The organism is Kocuria varians, assembly GCF_006539885.1.
GTDB lineage: Bacteria > Actinomycetota > Actinomycetes > Actinomycetales > Micrococcaceae > Kocuria > Kocuria varians.
Genome location: NZ_BJNW01000007.1, coordinates 122,416 through 141,336 on the forward strand (window position 1 = coordinate 122,416; position 18,921 = coordinate 141,336).

Annotated in this window: 15 protein-coding genes and 2 pseudogenes; 3 read left to right on the forward strand and 14 right to left on the reverse strand. The window is 69.0% G+C overall.

Going from position 1 to position 18,921, the window contains the following annotated elements; all coding sequences use genetic code 11:
- Positions 1 to 112 precede the first annotated feature (112 nt).
- The gene (locus KVA01_RS05495; RefSeq protein ID WP_068466803.1) at positions 113 to 436 is read left to right on the forward strand and encodes a putative quinol monooxygenase; all 324 of its coding nucleotides are present in this window, start codon (positions 113 to 115) and stop codon (positions 434 to 436) included.
- Positions 437 to 440: 4 nt separating this feature from the next.
- Positions 441 to 1,370, forward strand: coding sequence for an N-acetylglucosamine kinase (locus KVA01_RS05500; RefSeq protein WP_231860507.1), 930 nt, complete (start codon positions 441 to 443; stop codon positions 1,368 to 1,370).
- A gap of 163 nt (positions 1,371 to 1,533) precedes the next feature.
- Here KVA01_RS05500 and KVA01_RS05505 read toward each other — a convergent pair whose 3' ends face one another.
- The 3 genes from KVA01_RS05505 to KVA01_RS05515 all read right to left on the reverse strand — a co-directional run bounded on the left by KVA01_RS05505 (position 1,534) and on the right by KVA01_RS05515 (position 4,511).
- Positions 1,534 to 2,709: an acyl-CoA dehydrogenase family protein gene (locus KVA01_RS05505; protein WP_174805707.1), complete on the reverse strand. Its 1,176-nt coding sequence runs from the start codon at positions 2,707 to 2,709 to the stop codon at positions 1,534 to 1,536.
- Positions 2,710 to 2,766: 57 nt separating this feature from the next.
- Positions 2,767 to 3,945, reverse strand: a complete 1,179-nt coding sequence (locus KVA01_RS05510; protein ID WP_068466834.1) for a CaiB/BaiF CoA transferase family protein — start codon at positions 3,943 to 3,945, stop codon at positions 2,767 to 2,769.
- A gap of 320 nt (positions 3,946 to 4,265) precedes the next feature.
- Entirely contained in the window at positions 4,266 to 4,511 is a 246-nt protein-coding gene (locus KVA01_RS05515) for a hypothetical protein (RefSeq protein WP_068466807.1), read from the reverse strand.
- A 724-nt stretch (positions 4,512 to 5,235) separates the two neighbouring features.
- Between KVA01_RS05515 and KVA01_RS12725 the strand changes: the two genes are divergently transcribed.
- On the forward strand, positions 5,236 to 5,688 hold the full coding sequence (locus tag KVA01_RS12725) for a GNAT family N-acetyltransferase (RefSeq protein ID WP_197461419.1): 453 nt from the start codon (positions 5,236 to 5,238) through the stop codon (positions 5,686 to 5,688).
- Here KVA01_RS12725 and KVA01_RS05525 read toward each other — a convergent pair.
- The 11 genes and pseudogenes from KVA01_RS05525 to KVA01_RS05575 form a co-directional block, all read right to left on the reverse strand.
- Positions 5,651 to 6,883 (reverse strand): M20 family metallo-hydrolase, encoded by a 1,233-nt coding sequence (locus KVA01_RS05525; protein ID WP_068466811.1) that lies wholly within the window; start codon positions 6,881 to 6,883, stop codon positions 5,651 to 5,653. The two genes, KVA01_RS12725 and KVA01_RS05525, sit on opposite strands and share 38 nt — an antisense overlap.
- A 117-nt stretch (positions 6,884 to 7,000) precedes the next feature.
- Positions 7,001 to 8,242, reverse strand: coding sequence for an MFS transporter (locus tag KVA01_RS05530; RefSeq protein ID WP_068466813.1), 1,242 nt, complete (start codon positions 8,240 to 8,242; stop codon positions 7,001 to 7,003).
- A gap of 63 nt (positions 8,243 to 8,305) precedes the next feature.
- Positions 8,306 to 8,869: a hypothetical protein gene (locus KVA01_RS05535; RefSeq protein WP_141269244.1), complete on the reverse strand. Its 564-nt coding sequence runs from the start codon at positions 8,867 to 8,869 to the stop codon at positions 8,306 to 8,308.
- Positions 8,870 to 9,133: 264 nt separating this feature from the next.
- Positions 9,134 to 10,105, reverse strand: a complete 972-nt coding sequence (locus tag KVA01_RS05540) for a glycerophosphodiester phosphodiesterase family protein (protein WP_068466817.1) — start codon at positions 10,103 to 10,105, stop codon at positions 9,134 to 9,136.
- Positions 10,106 to 10,135: 30 nt separating this feature from the next.
- On the reverse strand, positions 10,136 to 11,068 hold the full coding sequence (locus tag KVA01_RS05545; RefSeq protein WP_068466819.1) for a glycerophosphoryl diester phosphodiesterase membrane domain-containing protein: 933 nt from the start codon (positions 11,066 to 11,068) through the stop codon (positions 10,136 to 10,138).
- A gap of 289 nt (positions 11,069 to 11,357) precedes the next feature.
- Positions 11,358 to 11,864, reverse strand: a complete 507-nt coding sequence (locus KVA01_RS05550) for a metallophosphoesterase family protein (RefSeq protein WP_068466821.1) — start codon at positions 11,862 to 11,864, stop codon at positions 11,358 to 11,360.
- A gap of 13 nt (positions 11,865 to 11,877) precedes the next feature.
- A complete protein-coding gene (arsB, locus tag KVA01_RS05555; protein ID WP_068466836.1) occupies positions 11,878 to 12,921 on the reverse strand; it encodes an ACR3 family arsenite efflux transporter in 1,044 nt (347 codons plus the stop codon).
- 106 nt (positions 12,922 to 13,027) lie between these two features.
- Positions 13,028 to 14,404, reverse strand: coding sequence for an L-serine ammonia-lyase (locus KVA01_RS05560; protein ID WP_141269246.1), 1,377 nt, complete (start codon positions 14,402 to 14,404; stop codon positions 13,028 to 13,030).
- Between the two features lie 155 nt (positions 14,405 to 14,559).
- A pseudogene (gene nrdF / locus KVA01_RS05565) lies at positions 14,560 to 15,578 on the reverse strand (class 1b ribonucleoside-diphosphate reductase subunit beta).
- A gap of 32 nt (positions 15,579 to 15,610) precedes the next feature.
- Positions 15,611 to 16,741, reverse strand: a pseudogene (locus tag KVA01_RS05570) (ribonucleotide reductase barrel domain-containing protein); the annotation flags it as partial.
- A 781-nt stretch (positions 16,742 to 17,522) separates the two neighbouring features.
- The gene (locus tag KVA01_RS05575; protein WP_068471233.1) at positions 17,523 to 18,713 is read right to left on the reverse strand and encodes an alcohol dehydrogenase catalytic domain-containing protein; all 1,191 of its coding nucleotides are present in this window, start codon (positions 18,711 to 18,713) and stop codon (positions 17,523 to 17,525) included.
- Positions 18,714 to 18,921: the final 208 nt, after the last annotated feature.

Sequence of the window (18,921 nt, forward strand, 5' to 3'; positions counted from 1 at the left end):
CGCCGTGACGTCGCGTGACGTGGGAGCCCCGCCCTATGCTGGGCGGGCAAGAACATGCCGGGCGCGGCACTCACCGCGCCCCGCGATCCACCGGACGAGAGGCAGCAGCGCAATGATCTTCATCGTGGTCAAGTTCGAGGTCAAGGACGAGTACGTGGACCGCTGGCCCGAGCTCGTGGCCGAGTTCACCACAGCCACTCGGCAGGAGCCCGGCAACAAGTGGTTCGACTGGTCCCGCAGCCTGGAGAACCCGAACGAGTACGTGCTCGTGGAGGCCTTCGAGGACGACGCCGCGGAGGCGCACGTGAACTCCGAGCACTTCACGCGCATGACCGAGCAGTTCCCGCAGTACCTGGTGAAGACCCCGCGCATTATCTCCCGCCAGATCGAGGGTGACGGCTGGGAGGAGATGGGCGAGGTCCAGGTCTCCGAGTAGGCCCGTGAGCACGCACCTGGTGGGCCTGGACATCGGCGGCTCGCACACGCGCGGCGTCCTGTTCCGCGACGACACCCCCGTGCGCGGGGCCCGGTCCGGGTCCGCGAACGTGCAGAACGTAGGTACCGCCGCGGCCGAGAGCGCCCTGGAGAGCGTGCTCGCCGAGCTGCACGCTCCATCCGGCACCCCGGTGCTCGCGGGTGCCGGTGGGGTGGACACCGCGCACGACGCCGCCCGGCTGGCGGGTCTCATCCGTCACGCCGGGCGGCTGGAGACCTCCACGCCCGTGCGGGCCGTGCACGACACGCGGCTCATCCTGGCGGCGGGCGGGCACACGGCCGGAATCGCGCTCATCGCCGGCACCGGCTCGGTGGCCTGGGGCGTGGACCCCTCCGGGCACGAGGTGCGCTGCGGCGGGTGGGGCTACCTGCTGGGCGACGAGGGCAGCGGGTGGTGGATCGGCCGGGAGGCGGTGCGGTGCGTGCTGCGCCGGTCCCAGCACACCGGTGCCACCGCCCCGGGGTGCGACCGTGCGGCGTCGTCCGCGCGCCGCGAGGAGGACCTGCTCACCCGAGCCGTGCTGGAGCACGCCGGCGTGGCCGAACCGACCGATCTGATCGGGGCGTTCCACGAGCACCCTGACCGCACCCACTGGGCCGGTCTGGCGCGAGCGGTGTGCGACCTCGCCGGCCGCGGGGACCCTGCGGCCCGCGAGCTGGTGAGCGCCTCCGCGCGGCACCTCGCGGACCTCGTGCTCACCGTGGCGGAGGGGATGAACGAACCCCTGCCGGTGGTCGTGGGCGGTGGGCTGACGGGCACCGTTGTGGGACGTTCCGTGCGGGAGATCCTCCAGGAGCACGGACTGTCGGTGACCCTCCTGGACCGCGAGCCGGTGCTGGGAGCGCCGCTGCTGGCCCGCTCGACGGCCGGCTGAACCACGTGGACTGAAGCGACCCCGGGGAGGGGCGCTGCGGCGTCGTCGCCGTTCAGGACGCCGCAGCGCGCGAAGGCAACACCCACCACGGCAGCCCGCCCCCGCACCAGGCCGGGCACCTGCCCTGTAGCACGGGGAGGCACCCGGTTCAGGAGGCGCGGACTCAGCGGAAGGCGGCCACGCCGGTGAGCTGCTGGCCGAGGATCAGCGAGTGCACCTCGTCCGTGCCCTCGTAGGTCCGCACGGACTCCAGGTTGTTGGCGTGGCGCAGCGGCGAGTAGTCCAGCGTGATGCCGTTGCCGCCCAGGATGGTGCGGGCCTCGCGGGCGATCTTGATGGCCTCGCGGCAGTTGTTGAGCTTGCCCACGGAGATCTGGTGGTGCTGCAGCTTCCCGGCGTCCTTGAGGCGGCCGAGCTGCAGGGCGAGCAGGAAGCCCTTGTCGATCTCGAGCGCCATGTCCGCGAGCTTCTGCTGGGTGAGCTGGTACCCGGCGAGCGGACGGTCGAACTGCATGCGCTCCTGGGAATACTTCAGGGCCGCCTCGAAGGAGTCGCGGGCGGCGCCCATGGCACCCCAGATGATGCCATAGCGGGCCTCGTTCAGGCACGAGAAAGGCCCGCGCAGCCCCTTCGCCTCGGGCAGCATGGCGGAGGCGGGCAGGCGGACGTCCGTGAGCTCGATGTCGCACTGGATCGACGCGCGCATGGACAGCTTGCCCGTGATGGGCGTGGCCTGGAAACCCGCGGTGTCCGTGGGGACCACGAAACCACGGATGCCGTCGTCGGTCTGCGCCCAGATCACGGCCACCTTGGCCACGCTGGCCAGCCCGATCCAGCGCTTGGCGCCGTTGAGCACCCAGTCCTCCCCGTCCCTGCGGGCGAAGGTCTGCATGGACGAGGGGTCGGAGCCCGCGGTGGGCTCGGTGAGACCGAAGCAGCCGATGGCCTCACCCGCGGCCATCTGCGGCAGCCACTCCTGCTTCTGCTCCTCGGAGCCCCACTTGTAGATGGCGCTCATGGCCAGAGAGCCCTGCACGGACACGAACGTGCGCAGTCCGGAGTCCCCGGCCTCCAGCTCCGCGCCGGCCAGGCCGTACTCCACGGCGGAGCGGCCCGCGCAGCCGTAGCCCTTCAGGTGCATGCCCAGCAGGCCCAGCTTGGCCATCTCGGGAACGATCTCCAGGGGGAACACGGCGTTGTCGTACCACTCGGCGATGTTCGGCCGAATGGCGGTGTCCACGAAATCGCGCACCGTTGTGCGCAGTGCGATCTCTTCTTCGGACAGCAGGGAGTCGAAGCTCACCAGGTCCATGACGTCCACGGGATTCATTTCACTCATGGGACCACTGTATGACCGCGGACACACTGCACCCGGCGACGCACCCGGCCGGGCGCATCACATGTCATCGCCGGGCTGTTGCCGCGGGGCGCGCAGCCACGCGACCACGGAGTCGGTGTCCTCCCCGAGCTGCGGGGGTGCGGCGGTCGGGGAGGCGAGCGGCGGGGTCCACTGCGCGGGGTGGCGGAACTGGCGCCCCACCGTGGCACCCGTGCGGTCCTGGACGTCCACGGTGGGTTCCAGGCCGAGCTCCTCGGCGAGCGCGACACCCTCGTCGATGCCGGCGACCTTGCCCGCAGGAACGCCCTGCGCGGTGAGCGCCTCCTGCCACTCGGAGGCGGATTTCGCCGCCAGCGCGTCCTCCAGCAGGGCCGTCAGCTCCTCACGGTGGGCGACCCGTTCGCCGTTGCTGGCGAAGCGCTCGTCCTCGACCAGCTCGGAGATGCCCAGCACGGCGGTGAACTTGCGGAACTGGGCGTCATTGCCCACGGTCACGGCCAGGGGCGCATCCGCGCAGTTCAGCAGCTGGTAGGGGACGATCGAGGGGTGGTCGTTGCCCATCCGCCGCGGGACCACGTCCGCGCCCAGGTAGGCCTGGCCCTGGTTCACGAGGGCACCCTGCAGGCTCGAGAGGAGACTGACGTCGACGTGCGCGCCGCGACCCGTACGGCGTCGTCGTTCCAGGGCGGCGAGCGCGCCGATCGTGGCGTCCTTCGCGGTGAGCACGTCCACGAGGGCCACGCCGGCCTTGGTGGGGCGGCCGTCCGCCTCTCCCGTGATGCTCATCAGCCCACCCACGGCCTGCACCAGGAAGTCGTAGCCCGCGAGGTGCGCGCCGCCGGTGGTGCCGAAACCGGACACGGACACGTAGACCACGCCGGGGTTCTCGGCAGCGATCTCGTCGTAGCCCAGGCCCAGCTTGGCCATGCCGCCGGGCTTGAAGTTCTCGACCACCACGTCCGCGCGCAGGGCCAGCTCACGGGCGAGCTCACGTCCCTCGTCCGTACCCAGGTCCAGGCAGACGGACTCCTTGTTGCGGTTCACGGACTCGTAGTAGGTAGGGCCTGTGGGCGAGAACGGCGGACCCCAGTGGCGGGTGTCGTCGCCGCTGCCGGGCCGCTCCACCTTGACCACGCGCGCCCCCAGGTCCGCGAGCGTCATGGTGCACAGCGGCCCCGCGAGCACTCGCGAGAAGTCCGCGACGAGCACGCCGTCCAGGGGCAGGGGATCGGTCACGGGGTCCTCCTCGGGTCGGGTGTTCCCCCACTCTATGACCGTGGCCACATGTTCCTGCCGTCCTGGGGCTTCGAGGCCGACGACGCCGCGCGGCGCCTCCCTCATAGCTAGTGGCCGGTCAATCCCGGACAAACGCGCTCAGTCCCACTCTCAGAAGAGTCCATGAGACAAGAACCCCGAACTCCAGCGGAGCCTTAGCCAAGCCATTACTCATGCGTGGACTCGGTGTCCTCGCAATCCTCGTTCAATTCCGCTGCCTTCATCCACAGACGGTAACTGCCGGACAACCTCAAGATTCATCAACCCCCGAGGCAACAATGTCATGGCCTCGTACAACTAGCCCCGGGGTCGTGCGTCGTCCTGCATCTTGCGCTCCAGCCGACGGTCTGAAGCTTTCTCATGATGAGACGGAGCGGCCACGCCAGGATGAGGCTGACAAATGCCATGACGACCAGGTGCCACCAGAAGTTCTCGATGCCGGCCGTCACAGCCTGAGCGATGAGAACGATCACGATGATGCCGACGAAAAAGATCGGACTGGATGCAGGGTTCGGCTGTCGTTCCATCAATCCACCGTACGGCCCATCCGAGACAGTTTCCAGGAGAGCAAGGCCATCGTCCCAGACTCTGGCCAATCGGCCAGACCCGGGCGACAACGTCACGCCGAAAGGGGGCGTCCCGCGGATCCGTTCGCCCCAGCCGGTCATGTCCGCCCCTGCCAGAGCGGAGGGGACCAGATCAACTGTGACCGGGTTGCCGTTCTGCAGCGCGTACCGCCCCTCCGATCGACGTGATGATCGCCTACGATACTGCCGGGCCAAGGGGTCGGTTGTCGGCGAGAGTCGCACCGTTGCCGGTGAAACCACCGCCGGTCGCACGGCTGATGACAAGCGAGGACGGACCCCCCGTTGCCCCATCCCTCAACGCCGAAGGGGCATGCCGTGCCTAATCCTCTGCTTGCAGTGCTCGACGAACTCCGGAAGTCCTCCGGGGAGCGTGCCGATGGTCCCGTGGTCCGGGAATGTTCCCCTGACCGCTCCGAGCTGCGGATCGTGCACAGCGCCTGCCCGGCGTCGGAGCTCCCCGGGGTGATCCGACGTGAGATCGAGCTGGCCCGGGAGCTCGGCGCAAAATTCGAGTGGAAGCTCTACGGTCACGACCAGCCCCCTGGGGTTGGCCCGGGCGCTGAGGGAGGCGGGGCCGGAGCCGGAAGAGCGGGAGACCGTCCTGGCCCTCGACCTCCGGGAGCTGCCGGCCAGTGTCACTGATCGTCTCCGCACACTGGGCGATGTGCGGTCAGTGGACGTCGCAGGACTCGCCGACTACGAGCGGATCTCACGCGAGAGCGGCAGGAAGGACTCCGCCGCCGAGCGCACACGACTGGCGCGCACCATGGCCGAGCAACCGGACGGCATGCAGGTGCACGTGGCGTACCGGGACGGTGCGCCCGTCTCCGGCGGCAGGCTCTATCTGCCCGTCGGTGGGGCGCTGGAGAACCACGGGGCGGCCGAGCTCGCCGGGGGCCGAACCGTGCCGAGACACCGCCGTCAAGGACTTTTCACCGCTACCGTGCTGAGCCGGATCTCCGCCGCCGTGGCAGCCGGGGCCAACACACTGTGGGTCGATGCGCTGCCGACGTCGGCGCCGATCCTCGGGAAGCTCGGCTTCACTCCGGTGACCTGGACCCAGCCCTACGTCCTGGCCGTCACCCCAGCTCCCCCTGCGCCACCCGCCGCAGCGTAGCGGTGAGCATCTCGAGCCCCGCGAGCATGTCCTCGTCCGAGGTGAACTCATACTCGTTGTGCGTGATGCCCCTGTGGGAGGGAACGAAGAGCATGACGGTGGGCAGCACGTCCTTCACGTTGGTGGAGTCGTGGCCGGCCAGCGTCATGATGCGGGTGTGCGGCAGGCCGAGTTCCACCACGACCTCCTGAGCGAGTGCGAGGCCCTCCGGGGCGTACTCGTCCACGTCCCACGCGTGGCGGTTCACGGTCTCGATCTCCACGTTCGCGGCCTGCGCGGCCGCCTCCATCTCCTGCGCAAAGGAACGGTCCGCGGCGTTCAGGCGCTCGGCGTCCGGGCTGCGCAGGTCAATCACCAACCGGGCCTCGCGCGCCACCGCCACGGGTGAGTTGGGTTCGATCAGCAGCTCCCCGCAGGACGTGATGACATCGTGCTCCAGCGCCACCTTCCGGGCCGCTGCGATCAGCAGAGAGGCTCCCAGCAGGGCGTCCCTGCGGTCCTCGATCAGCGTGGACCCTGTGTGCGCCTGCTCCCCGAGCACCCGCAGCTCGTACTTGCGCACGCCCCACGTGGCCTCCACGAGCCCGATGGTGAAGCCGTCCTCCTCCATGGACTTCCCCTGCTGGATGTGCAGCTCCACGTATGCGGTGGCCTCCGGGATGCTCTCCTCGCCGCGCTGGCCGAGGGCGTCCAGCGCCTCGCGGACGCTGACCCCGGCGGTGTCCCGCACCGCGAGCGTCTCCTCCAGGTCCCGCTTGCCGGTGTAGACGGAGCTGCCCATCATGGACGGCTTGAATCGGCAGCCCTCCTCGTTGAACCAGTTCACGACGCACAGGTTCCGGCTCAGCTGGACCTCCCCGTCCAGCGCGGCGCGGTGCAGCGCGGCACACGCGTGCGCGCCGGCGAGCACGCCGTACGCGCCGTCGAACCGTCCGGCCCGCGGCTGCGAGTCCAAGTGCGAGCCCACGAGCACGTACGGGGCGCCGGGCGTGTGCTCGAAGAGCCCGAACTGGTTGCCGATCGCGTCGTAGTGCACCGTGGCCCCCTGCGCCGCGAGCCACCCGGCGAACCACTGGCGGTTCAGGCCGTCCGTCTCCGTGGCGGCCTGCCGCTCCACGCCTCCGGAGACGAGCCCGCCGTTGCGGGACATCTGCGCGAACGCGTCCAGGAAGTCGACGCTGCGGTGCTGGTTCATGGGGCCTCCCGGGCGCGTGTGGGCCGCGGGACGGTCCCCGCGGGTGCTCGTGGGGCCATGCTACGGCGCGGGTGTGACGCGCATCTCGTCAGCCGGTCGTCGGACGACGACGCCGCCCTACGCCTTGCGCGGGCCCCGCACCGATTTCTCGACGCCGCTCGCGAGCAGCAGCGCGCACGTGAGCCAGATGGCACCTCCCGGCCCCAGGGGTGCCGCCACGGCACCGGCCGCCACGGGCAGGATCACCTGGCCCAGCCGGTTGCCCATGAGCCGCACGGCCAGCGCGGACCCGCGCCACTCACCGGGCACGGAGGTGGAGATCAGGGTCATGGTCAGGGGCTGGCCCAGCCCCAGGAAGAAACCGCCCACCGCCAGGAAGACCGCCGCGATCCAGAAGCGGTCCAGGAACAGCGGGGGGACGATCAGTGCCAGGCCGGAGGCGAGCAGGCTCGCGATCAGCAGGGTTCGCCGGGAGAAGGCCCCGGAGAGCCACGGCAGCAGCAGGCGGGAGGCGATGGACGCCATGCCGCGCACCCCCAGCAGCAGGCCCACCACGGACGGCGCCACACCGGTCTCCTCGCCCACCAGGGGCAGGAACGCGGTGAGGATGTCGAGCATGGCCAGCAGGGACAGCGACGCCACCATGTTGGACGCGATGCCCGGCATCCGCAGGATCCGCACCACGCTGGGACGTTCGGTGCCTGCGGAGGCCCCGTCCGGCGTCGTCGTGCTCTGGGCCCGAACCCGGGTGCGGGGCGCGGGACCGAACTTGAGGATCAGCAGGGGCGCGGCGAGCACGGTGATGAGCACGCCGATCCACAGGCTCTCGTTGACGGAGGCCAGGCGCTGCGGGGAGGCGACGTCCGAGCCGTGGCCCACGATCCAGCCACCCAGCGCGGGGCCGATCATCTGCCCGGCGGAGAACGCGGCGGTGAACCAGCCGAAGCCCTTGTCCAGGTCCTCGTCCGCGGCGTACCGGGCGATCGCGGACTGCCCACCGATCGTGAAGCACAGGTGTCCCATGCCCAGCACCGCGCTGGAGACGAAGATCAGCCACACGGAGGGCGCGAGCGCGATCCCCACCCCGCCGAGGCCGAGCAGACCCACCCCCGCGAGGATCAGCGTGCGCAGCTGGGGCGCGCGGTCCGAGACCCGCCCGAGCCACACGGCGCTGACCAGGGGCAGGAGCGCGTACGCGGCGGTCGTGAGGCCGATGACCACCGGGTCCGCGTGCAGCGCCAGCAGCTTGTAGGACGTGATGGGGCGGAAGAGGTTCAGACCGGACTGCGTGAGCACCGCGCACGCCACCAGGATCCACAGCCACGTGCTGGACCGGGGTGCGCGGGTGGTCTCGGCCATGCGCTCCACCCTAGAGGGTCGGCGGGAGGGCGAGGTCACCGTGAAGACAGCGTGCGGCGGGGGTCAATAGATCCCGTCAGGGCTGACCGCACCATGGTTCTGGTCCTTGACGACCGACGAGTCGAGGGGCGGCCCGTGAGGGTCCGTGATGTAGCCGTTGCGGATGCTCGTGATGACGATCTTGTTGGTCACACGACCGATCCCGGTGGCCCCGTCCCGAAAACTGAAGAGGATGTCCGGGACACTGTTGCTCGTGCTCAGCTTCGGCATCACCGTGCCCGCGGGCAGAATCCAGGTGAGCCTGGTGGTGCGGGTGGCTGAGTTGTAGTCGGCGCGGGACAGCGATCCGTAGCTGCTGCCAGCCGTGAAACTGCGCTCGTTGGCTGCGGGGCCCGAAAGGCCGATGACATCGACGGTCACGACCAGGTCTTCGATCAGCGTGTACGAGTCGAGCGGGCTGGTCCGCGCGATCCCCAGGTCCAAGTAGGCACTGTTGAGGTACCCGTTGGCCCCACCACCGCCGTCGAACAGGATGCCGAACGGCGCCACATTCGACGCCGCGTACGCCGGGGCGTTCGAGGCCGCAGCGATCACGGGCACCGACCACAGCGCACCCTTCACCAGCATCCGGCGAGTGGCGGCCTGCGACGGGGCGGTCGAGGATCTACAGCCCGCCTCACGGCGTGCCGACGGTGCGGAGGGCGCCCCAGCTCCAGAGGCGTTCTTCTCATGACGCAGGGATCCCATGACTCCCTTTCGGTCGGTTGAAGCGCCCTCTCCCGACCGCGAGGACTACTTCCTGTTGCACAGGTCACAGTAGTGGATTCTTTTGCATGAATCCCCGCTCGTGACGCCACCTGGAGCTTCCTTCTGGCCTGGGGTTCTCTCCCATCACCCCACGAACAGCGTGTCCACCACGCGCTGCAGGTCCGTGCGGTGGGACATCTCCTCCTCGGTGTCCTTGACCTGCGTGACGTGGTCCGTGATCAGCCCGTCCGCCTCCGATCCCAGGAACTTCTCCATGGACTCCTCGGTGTTCACGGTCCACACGATGGCCTTCTTGCCGCCGGCGTGGATGCGCGCGATCCGCTCGGGGGTGGCGGCGTCCTCCTCGAGGATCAGGTAGTCGCCCACGAGCATGTCCGCCTCGCCCACGCTGAAGTAGAAGAGGTAGCCGGTCTCGATCTCCCGGTGCTTCTCCTCGATGTACTTGATGAGGTCGTAGTCCAGGGACAGCAGCACGGACTGGTCCTCCATGCCCTTCTCGCGGATGGTGCGGATGACGTCCTCCGCCATCTGGTGGTCCGCCGTGGGGCCCTTAAGCTCCACGAACATGCCGATCTTGTCCTTCTTCCCGGCGTCCAGGATCTGGTCCAGGGTGGGCACGGGCGCCTCGGCAGGCTGGCTGCCGAACTGGTTGTGGATCTTCAGCCCGGCGATCTGCTCGGAGGTCATCTCCTCCATGGTCCGGGGGTCCCCGGTCACGCGCTTGAGGTTGGGGTCGTGGTTGATCATGTACGCGCCGTCCGCGGTGCCGCGCACGTCGAACTCGGAGAACGCGGCACCGGCCTTCGCGGCGGCGTCGACGCCGGCCACGGAGTTCTCGGGGGCCAGGTCACCGCCGGTGCGGTGGGCCACGATCGCCATGTCGCGGCGCTGCGCGAAGACGTCGTCGAAGTTCGCCGCGAGCAGCGCGGCCAGGCCCACGCACAGCGCCACCACCACGGCCACGATCCCCACGAGCAGGCCGGTACGACGCCGCGGGGCCCGGCCCTCGGCCTGCTGGACGTCCTCGGCGGTGGGGGTCGGGGTGAACGGGGAGGAGCCGGCGCGCCGTTTCTCGTCCTTGGCCGACTCCTTCACCCGCGGGGCGGCCACCACGAAGAACGCCGTCTACACGAAGATCGCGAAGGGCGCCAGGATGAACCCAGCGACTGCGAGCACCACGGCGGCCAGCAGCAGACCGGTGAGCAGGGCGAAGCGGGCCTCGGTGCTCTGGGGCTGCATGAGCTCACCGGGCAGGGCCGCGAGCACCAGGAACAGCAGCGCCACCGCACCCGCGATCAGGAACAGCAGCAGCAGGCGGGGCAGGAGCCCCAGGAAGAACAGCCGCGCCTGCTGGCGCACGAGCCGCCACGAGAAGCGGAACCCGCCCCACACGGTGGTCCCCCGCAGCAGCACGGCGTGGAAGACGAAGATGCTGAGCACACCCACCACCGCCAGGAGCACGATCAGCGCCACGTAGCCGGTCAGGTACAGCGGATTCGCGTAGATCACGCTCGTGATGAAGTTCGGGATGCGCAGACCGCTCAGCGCGGAGAGCCCGAAGCCCATGCCCGTGAGCGGGACGATCAGCCCCACGTACACCAGGATGAGCAGACCCGCCGGCTGCAGGAACCGGGGGAAGGAGGCCAGCGCGGCCTTCAGGTCACCCCACAGCGAACCCTTCCGGTGGCCCTTGAGGCTGTCCGCGGCGATCAGCATGAGGCCGTTGATGTTGATGACGATCAGCAGGCTCAGCACCAGCAGACCCACCAGCACCAGCACCACGCCCTGCGGCGAGAGCAGGAAGGAGACGTAGTCGCCGCTGGAGATGGCGCTGCGCCCGGACCACCGGATCAGTCCCATCATGGCCAGGCGGAACAGCGGCAGGATCACCACGCCCACCAGCAGCGCGGCCAGGACCTGGTACTGCACGAACCGGCCGATGGTCGAGCGGAACCCGCCCACCAGCCCCCTCAGCGTGAGCTGCCGCGGCAGGTGCCCCGGGTTGCGGGAAGCCACGGCGGTGGACGGTGCGGGGGCGCCTGGGTGTTCGGCGGGCATGGAGTGCTCCTGAAGGGGTGGCTTCAGAGGGCAACGGCAGAGGACCGCCGCGGGACGTGCGCCCAGCCTACCCACAGGCGGGTGACATCGCTCACGAAGTCCGTGCGAACGACTGCACCGGGACGACGGCGCGGCGGCGGGCAGGTCCCGAGCTGCCGGTCCCCTACGGGGCACCCGGCACGACGCCGCGAGCGGGCGGCGAGCGCGCGGCGTCGGCCCGGCGGCGTCGCCCCAGGGACAACGTCGCGAACCCGACGGCGCGGCGTCGGGTCAGCGGCGCGGCCCTAGCTCACCTGCGCGGCAGCTCCACGAGCTGCACGTCCGTGAGCCGCCCGGCATCCGCGGTGACCCGCATGTAGGTGCAGTGCGGCTGGCGGCGGCGGTCCGTGGGCGAGCCGGGGTTCAGCAGCCGCATCCCGGAGGGTGCCAGGGTGTCCCACGGGATGTGGCTGTGGCCGAAGACCAGGACGTCTGTGTCCGGGAAGGCGGCGTCCATGCGCTTCTCGCGGCCCTGCTTGGCGCCGGTCTCGTGGGTCATGGCCCAGCGCAGACCCTCCAGCTCCCACCGGGCGGTCTCCGGCATCTCGGCGCGCAGCTCGGGGCCGTCGTTGTTGCCCCACACGCAGATCAGGCGGCGGGAACGCTCCCGCAGGGCCTCGAACGTGGCGAGGTCCACCCAGTCCCCGGCGTGCACGACGACGTCCGCTGAGTCGACCTCCCGCCACACCTCCTCGGGCAGGTCCTTGGCGCGCTTGGGCAGGTGGGTGTCGGCGAGCAGCAGCAGGGAGGCGGTCACGAGGTCGTCCTTCTCATCGTGTGGGAACGGTGGGGTCGCCCGGGAAGAGCCGGGATCCGAGCGCCACCGAGACGTACACCAGGGCGACGAGCACCGGGACCTCGATCAGCGGACCCACCACCCCGGCCAGCGCCTGGCCGGAGGTGACGCCGAACGTGCCGATCGCCACCGCGATCGCCAGCTCGAAGTTGTTGCCCGCCGCGGTGAACGCCACGGTGGTGGACCGGGCATAGTTCAGACCGGCGGCGCGGGCGCCGAACATCCCGAGGGTGAACATGACGGCGAAGTAGCACAGCAGCGGCAGCGCGATGCGCGCAACGTCCCACGGCCGGGAGGTGATGGCGTCCCCCTGCAGCGCGAAGAGCACCACGATGGTGAACAGCAGGCCGTAGAGCGCCCAGGGGCCGATCCGCGGCAGGAACCGCTCCTCGTACCACTGCCGTCCCCTGGCCCGCTCCCCCAGGACACGGGTGAGGAACCCGGCGAGCAGCGGGACCCCCAGGAACACGAGCACGGAGACCACGATCGCGCCCACCGAGAACTCCGCAGAGGTGGTGGGCAGTCCCAGCCACGAGGGCAGCACCTGCAGGTAGAACCATCCCAGGACTCCGAACGCGAGCACCTGGAACACCGAGTTCAGCGCCACCAGGACGGCGGCCGCCTCCCGGTCACCGCACGCGAGATCGTTCCAGATCAGCACCATGGCGATGCACCGGGCCAGACCCACGATCACCAGACCCGTGCGGTACTCGGGAAGGTCCGGCAGCAGCAGCCACGCGAGGGCGAACATCACCGCCGGGCCCACCACCCAGTTCAGCACCAGGGACAGCACGAGCAGCCGGCGGTCGCCGGTCACCCGGGCCGTCTCGTCGTAGCGGACCTTCGCCAGCACGGGGTACATCATCACCAGCAGCCCCAGGGCGATCGGCAGCGAGACCTCCCCGATCTTCACGGACTCGAGGACGGTGCCCAGACCGGGCAGCGCTCTGCCGAGCAGCAGCCCCAGCACCATGGCCCCGAGGATCCAGGCGGGGAGCCAGCGGTCCAGGAAGGACATCTTCCGCAGCACGGGTGAGCCGTGGGCCGCAGAGGTGGAGGGGGTGTTCGTCACCGGGTGGTTCTTCTTCCTGGTTCTCGGTTCTGGTTCTGGGAGCCCCGGGCGCTCAGCACTCGATGACGTTCACGGCCAGACCGCCGCGCGAGGTCTCCTTGTACTTGATCTTCATGTCCGCGCCGGTCTCGCGCATGGTCTTGACCGCCTGGTCCAGGGAGACCTTGTGGATGCCGTCCCCCTGCATGGACAGCCGTGCCGCGTTGATGGCCTTGACGCTCGCAATGGCGTTGCGCTCGATGCACGGGATCTGCACGAGCCCGCCCACGGGGTCGCACGTGAGCCCCAGGTTGTGCTCGATGCCCATCTCCGCCGCGCACTCCACCTGCCGGGGGCTGCCGCCCAGCACGGCGCACAGCGCGGCCGCCGCCATGGAGCACGCGGAACCGACCTCGCCCTGGCATCCCACTTCCGCACCGGAGATCGAGGCGTTCTCCTTGATCACGATGCCGATGGCTGCGGCGGTGAGCAGGAAGTCCACGATCTTGTCGTCGCACGCGTCCGTCATGAACCGCGTGTAGAAGTGCAGCACCGCGGGAATGCTCCCGGCCGCACCGTTGGTGGGGGCGGTGACGATCCGCCCGCCGGACGCGTTCTCCTCGTTCACCGCGAGCGCGTAGAGGTTCACCCAGTCCATGCCGTACAGGGGGTCGTCCCCGCGCTCGGTGGTCAGCAGCCGCTTGCGCATCTCCGGGGCACGACGCCGCACCCGCAGTCCCCCGGGCAGGGTCTTCTCCTCGCGGGTGCAGCCGTTCTCCACGCACTCCTGCATCACGGACCAGATGTGCAGCAGCTGCTCGCGGGTCTGCTCGGCGGGGCGCCACGAGAGCTCGTTGGCCGCCACGACCTGCGCGATGCTGAGGCCCTCGAACTCGCAGATGGCGAGCAGCTCGTCCCCGGTGCTGAACGGGTACCTGACGGGGGTGTCGTCCTCCACGATCTTGTCCGCACTGCTCTTGGAGTCGTCCACCACGAACCCGCCGCCCACGGAGTAGTAGATGCTGTCGCGGATCACGGCCCCGGCGGCGTCGTACGCCGTGAAGCTCATGCCGTTGGGGTGGGTGGGCAGGGACTTGCGACGGTGCATGACCACGTCCAGGGAACGGTCGAACGGGATCGCGTGGACCCCGCCCAGCAGCAGCTGCCCGGTCTCGCCGGCCAGGGCGACCTTCTCGTCCGCGTGGTCGGTGTCCACGGTCTCCGGGTCCTCGCCCATGAGCCCCAGGATCACGGCCTGGTCCGAGCCGTGCCCCCACCCGGTGGCCCCCAGCGACCCGAAGAGCTGGGAGTGGACGCGCGCCACGGAACCCAGCAGGGCGTCGTCGGCGAGGCCCGTGACGAACAGCCGCGCCGCCCGCATGGGCCCCACGGTGTGGGAGGACGACGGGCCGATGCCCACCGAGAACAGGTCTAGAACACTGAGCGCCATGGTGTGATCTCCCCACTGTCGGACTCGCGCGGCAGTGCGGATGGGCCGCCGTCGGTCGAGTGCGCGCCCGGCACGGAAGGGGGCCGCGCGCATCGTCCCCACGGTACGTGGGTCTCACATAGTGGGCAAGCGGGGCCGACGGCGCGCAGGTCCTGTCAGAACTCCCAGTCCGCGTCCGTGGTGTCCTCCCCCTTGCCCATCACGTAGCTGGAGCCGGAGCCGCTGAAGAAGTCGTGGTTCTCGTCGCTGCCCGGGGACAGCGCCGCCAGGATCTCGGGGTTCACCCGGGTCCCCCCCCCGCCGGGAAGCGCTCGGGGTAGCCCAGGTTCATCAGGGCCTTGTTCGCGTTGTAGCGCACGAAGACCGCGACGTCCTCCATCAGCCCCAACGGCTCGTAGAGCGCCCCCGAGTACCGCATCTCCAGGTCGTAGAGCGTCTCCAGCAGCCCGAACGTGAACTCCTGCATCTCCGCGCGCTCCGCGGCGGTGTGCTCTTCGAGCCCCCGCTGGTACTTGTACCCGGAGTAGTAGCCGTGCACGGCCTTGTCCCGCAGGATCAGACGGATCATGTCCGCGGTGTTCGTGAGCGTGGCGTGCACCGAGAAGTGCAGCGGCAGGTAGAAGCCGGCGTAGAGCAGCAGGGACGAGAGCAGCGTGGAGGCGACCTTGCGCTTGAGCGGGTCCGAGCCCACGTAGTGCTGCAGCACCTGCTTGGCGCGCTGCTGCAGCAGGTCGTTGCCCACGGCCCACTCGTAGGCGGCGTCGATCTCCGGAGTGGTGGCGAGCGTGGAGATCACGGAGGAGTACGAGCGCGCGTGCACGGCCTGCATGAACGCGATGTTCGTGTACACCGCCTCCTCGTGCTCGGTGCGGGCGTCCTGGATCCGGCAGATCTCCCCCACCGTGGCCTGCACGGTGTCCAGCGTGGTCAGGCCCGTGAATACCCGCATGGTGAGGGTGCGCTCCTGCGGGCTCATCCGCTGCCACGCGGGGATGTCGTTGGACAGCGGCACCTTCTCCGGGAGCCAGAAGTTCGCGGTCAGCCGGTTCCAGACCTCCAGGTCCTTGCCGTCCGTGACCCGGTTCCAGTTCACCGGACGCACGCGGGCGAAGGGGTTGTGCCGGTAGGACGGCGGGGTGACGGAGTGCTGCAGGTAGGAGGCGGTGGTGCTCATAGCTCTTCCGTTCTGTGGGGTGCGGGCGGGGTTCAGAGGGCGCAGGAGACGCAGCCCTCCACGGCGGTGCCCTCCAGGGCGAGCTGGCGCAGCCGGATGTAGTAGAGGGTCTTGATGCCCTTGCGCCATGCGTGGATCTGCGCCCGGTTGAGGTCCCGGGTGGTCGCCGTGTCCTTGAAGAACAGGGTGAGGGACAGCCCCTGGTCCACGTGCTGGGTCGCGGCGGCGTAGGTGTCGATGATCTTCTCCGGACCGATCTCGTAGGCGTCCTCGAAGAACTCCAGGTTCTCGTTGCTCAGGTGCGCCGCCGGGTAGTAGACGCGCCCGAGCTTGCCCTCCTTGCGAATCTCGATCTTCGCGGCCACCGGGTGGATCGACGCCGTGGCGTGGTTGATGTAGCTGATGGACCCGGTGGGCGGGACCGCCTGCAGGTAGGCGTTGTAGGGGCCGTGCTCCATCACGGCGTCCCGGAGGTTCTCCCACTGGGTCACCGTGGGCAGGGCGATCCCGGCGCGCTCGAAGATCTCCCGGACGCGCGGCGTCGCCGGCTCCCAGGACTCGCGGACGTACTTCTCGAAGTAGCTGCCGTCCGCGTAGGCGCTGCGCGCGAAGCCCTCGAAGCTCTCGCCGCGCTCGGCCGCGATCCGGTTCGAGGCGCTCAGCGCGTGGAACGCCACGGTGCGGAAATAGGCGTCCGTGAAGTCGATGCCCTCCGCGCTGCCGTAGTGGATGCGCTGCGAGGCCAGGTAGCCGTGCAGGTTCATCTGGCCGAGCCCTATCGCGTGCGACGCCGCGTTGCCCGCCGCGACCGAGGGCACCGCGTCGATGTCCGTCTGCTCGGACACGCTCGTCAGTGCCCGCACCGCCGTCTCCACCGATCCCGCGAAGTCCGGGGCGGCCATCATCCGCGCGATGTTCAGCGACCCCAGGTTGCAGGAGACGTCCCGGCCCACGCTCTCGTAGCCCAGGGCGGCGTCGTACTCGGACGGCGCGTTGACCTGCAGGATCTCGGAGCACAGGTTGGACATGTTCACGTGCCCGGCCAGCGGGTTCGCGCGGTTCACGGTGTCCTCGAAGAGCACGTAGGGGTAGCCGGACTCGAACTGCAGCTCCGCCAGCGTCTTGAAGAACTCGCGGGCGCTGATGGTGGTGGAGCGGATGCGGGGGCGGCCCACACGGTTTGCAGACCGCGCCGCGGCGCCGTGAGGGGGGACGCGGAAAACGCCCGGTAGCTGTAATACGGGAGGCGCAGAACAAGCAGGCTCAGGTGGTTGCTACGTACCGGGCGGAGCGAGAGCAAATCCGGGAGTTCATGAAACTCGAGGACCCGGGTCACCGGGGTCAGTTCCGGGCAGCTGGACAGCACCGGGATGCCCCCGCGCCGCCGGGGGAACAGGTACGACCATGGCACCTGCGCAGCCCAGCTCCGGACCGTGGGAACGACGAACGAGGGTTGCAACTAGGGCTCTTGTGCTGGGTTACACGGAGAAGATGCGTGAGAAGAACCCGCGTCGGGGCTCTGGCTGGTGCCTGGGCGCGAGAGACTCAGGCGCTGGTTCTGGTTCCGGTGCCGGGGCAGCGGGTTCTGGGGTGGTACGGGAGCTCTGCCCGGTGAGCATGCGCAGCGCCATGCGCTCGGTTTTATTCGCGATCTGGAACGCGTCCAGAGCTCGGTGGTGTTCTTCGGCCCGTGCTTCAGCAACTTCGGCGCGCCGACGCCACTCCTGCACCTCAGCTTCCAGCTCACGGACGCGCTCGAGCAGGCGCTCGGTGTTTTCCGATCCCTCCAAGGGTTGAGCAGACGGCGCCATTGGTCTGGCCTGTGGGGGCGGTATGGAATGACCGGCCATGGAGAGAACGAAAAGGCGCCCTGAGCCTGAGGCGCGTCCTGGCGGCACTGAGGCCCTGGCAAATTGCCAGGGCCTCAGTGCCAGGTGGGCAAGATCAGGAGGCGATCATGCCGTGGGGGTCGATGATGTACTTCTCCTGCGAGCTGTTGTCGAAGTCCGCGTAGGCCTGAGGAGCATCGTCAAGGCTGATGACCTTGGTCTGCAGCATGTCCGACAGGTACGGCATGCGGTCCCACAGGATCGCCTGCATCAACTCGTAGTTGTAATGCATGATCGGCGCCTGGCCAGCGGTGATCTTCGGGGACTTGATCCAAGCGTTGCCGAATTCAATCGGGTAGATGCCGTTCTGCTCGTCCTTGGAATCCGCCAGGGGGTCAGGCCCATAGATACCGATGATGCCGGTGGCGCCTCCCGCGCGGGTAACGTCGATCACCTGGTTGATCGCATAGGCCGGATCCTCTTTGTCCGCGTCCTTGCCGATGCCGTGAGCTTCGGTGCCGACGTAGTCCACGGCGCAGTCGACCATCGGCTCGCCAAGGATCTTTTCGATCTGGTCCTGCAGCGGGACATCCTCGTTGAGGTCAACGGTTTCGCAACCGTTGCGCTTCATCAGGGCCAAGCGATCCTTGTCATGGTCTCCGACGATGATGCAGGACGCCCCCAGCAGGCGCGCAGCTGCGGCGCCGCAACGGCCCACGGGGCCGGCCCCCGCGATGTAGACAGTGGACCCGGGCTTGGCGCCAGCCTCCATGAGGCCGTGGAAGGCAGTCGGGAGGATGTCAGAGAGAAGCGCCAGATCGCGGATCTTCTCCATGGCCTGGTCACGGTCCGGGAACTTCAGCAGCTGGAAGTCCGCATAGGGAACAAACAGATACTCGGCCTGTCCGCCGTCCCAGCCGCCCAGGTTGAAGCCGTAGGCAGCGGAATCGGCGTCCGGGTTGCAGGTCTGGCAGACCTCGGTACGACCGTTGCGGCAGTTGCGGCAGCGGCCGCAAGCCACGTTGAAGGGAACCGAGACCAGGTCGCCTTCCTTCAGGAACTCGACGTCGGAGCCGATTTCCACGACTTCCCCGGTCATCTCATGCCCCATGACCATGCCTTCCGGGGCGGGGAAGGACCCGCGGTAGATGTGGAGGTCACTACCGCAGATGTTGGAAGCCACGATCTTCAGGACAACACCGTGGGGTGCCTTCTTGCCGTTGGGCATCTGGAGCTTCGGGAAGTCCAGATCCTCAACCTGCATGTTCTTCACGCCGCGGAAGACGACGGAACGGTTGCCTGCCATGTTCTTCACTCCTTCTTGAGTTCTCACACCGGGGGCCCCGGGGAGACTCGGTTCAGCCCCAGTCCTGAGGCTTTCCTCAGTGAACCACAGGTCTCTCACCAGCTGAACCAACCCCCAGGGGCATCGTGGGGAGGGATGCGTCGTGGGGAGGGAAGCGTCCTGGGGGTGGGCTTGTCCAGGCTCGTAACGGTCGTGCAAAATCAAAAAG

Bases quoted from the DNA above. Each gene is read 5' to 3' on its own strand.
- KVA01_RS05530 (WP_068466813.1), bottom strand. From the start codon at position 8,242: ATGGCCGAGACCACCCGCGCACCCCGGTCCAGCACGTGGCTGTGGATC.
- KVA01_RS05560 (WP_141269246.1), bottom strand. From the start codon at position 14,404: ATGGCGCTCAGTGTTCTAGACCTGTTCTCGGTGGGCATCGGCCCGTCG.
- KVA01_RS05495 (WP_068466803.1), top strand. From the start codon at position 113: ATGATCTTCATCGTGGTCAAGTTCGAGGTCAAGGACGAGTACGTGGAC.
- KVA01_RS05515 (WP_068466807.1), bottom strand. From the start codon at position 4,511: ATGGAACGACAGCCGAACCCTGCATCCAGTCCGATCTTTTTCGTCGGC.
- KVA01_RS05545 (WP_068466819.1), bottom strand. From the start codon at position 11,068: ATGCCCGCCGAACACCCAGGCGCCCCCGCACCGTCCACCGCCGTGGCT.
- KVA01_RS05525 (WP_068466811.1), bottom strand. From the start codon at position 6,883: ATGAACCAGCACCGCAGCGTCGACTTCCTGGACGCGTTCGCGCAGATG.
- KVA01_RS05575 (WP_068471233.1), bottom strand. From the start codon at position 18,713: ATGGCAGGCAACCGTTCCGTCGTCTTCCGCGGCGTGAAGAACATGCAG.
- arsB (WP_068466836.1), bottom strand. From the start codon at position 12,921: ATGTCCTTCCTGGACCGCTGGCTCCCCGCCTGGATCCTCGGGGCCATG.
- KVA01_RS05535 (WP_141269244.1), bottom strand. From the start codon at position 8,869: ATGCTGGTGAAGGGTGCGCTGTGGTCGGTGCCCGTGATCGCTGCGGCC.
- KVA01_RS05505 (WP_174805707.1), bottom strand. From the start codon at position 2,709: ATGAGTGAAATGAATCCCGTGGACGTCATGGACCTGGTGAGCTTCGAC.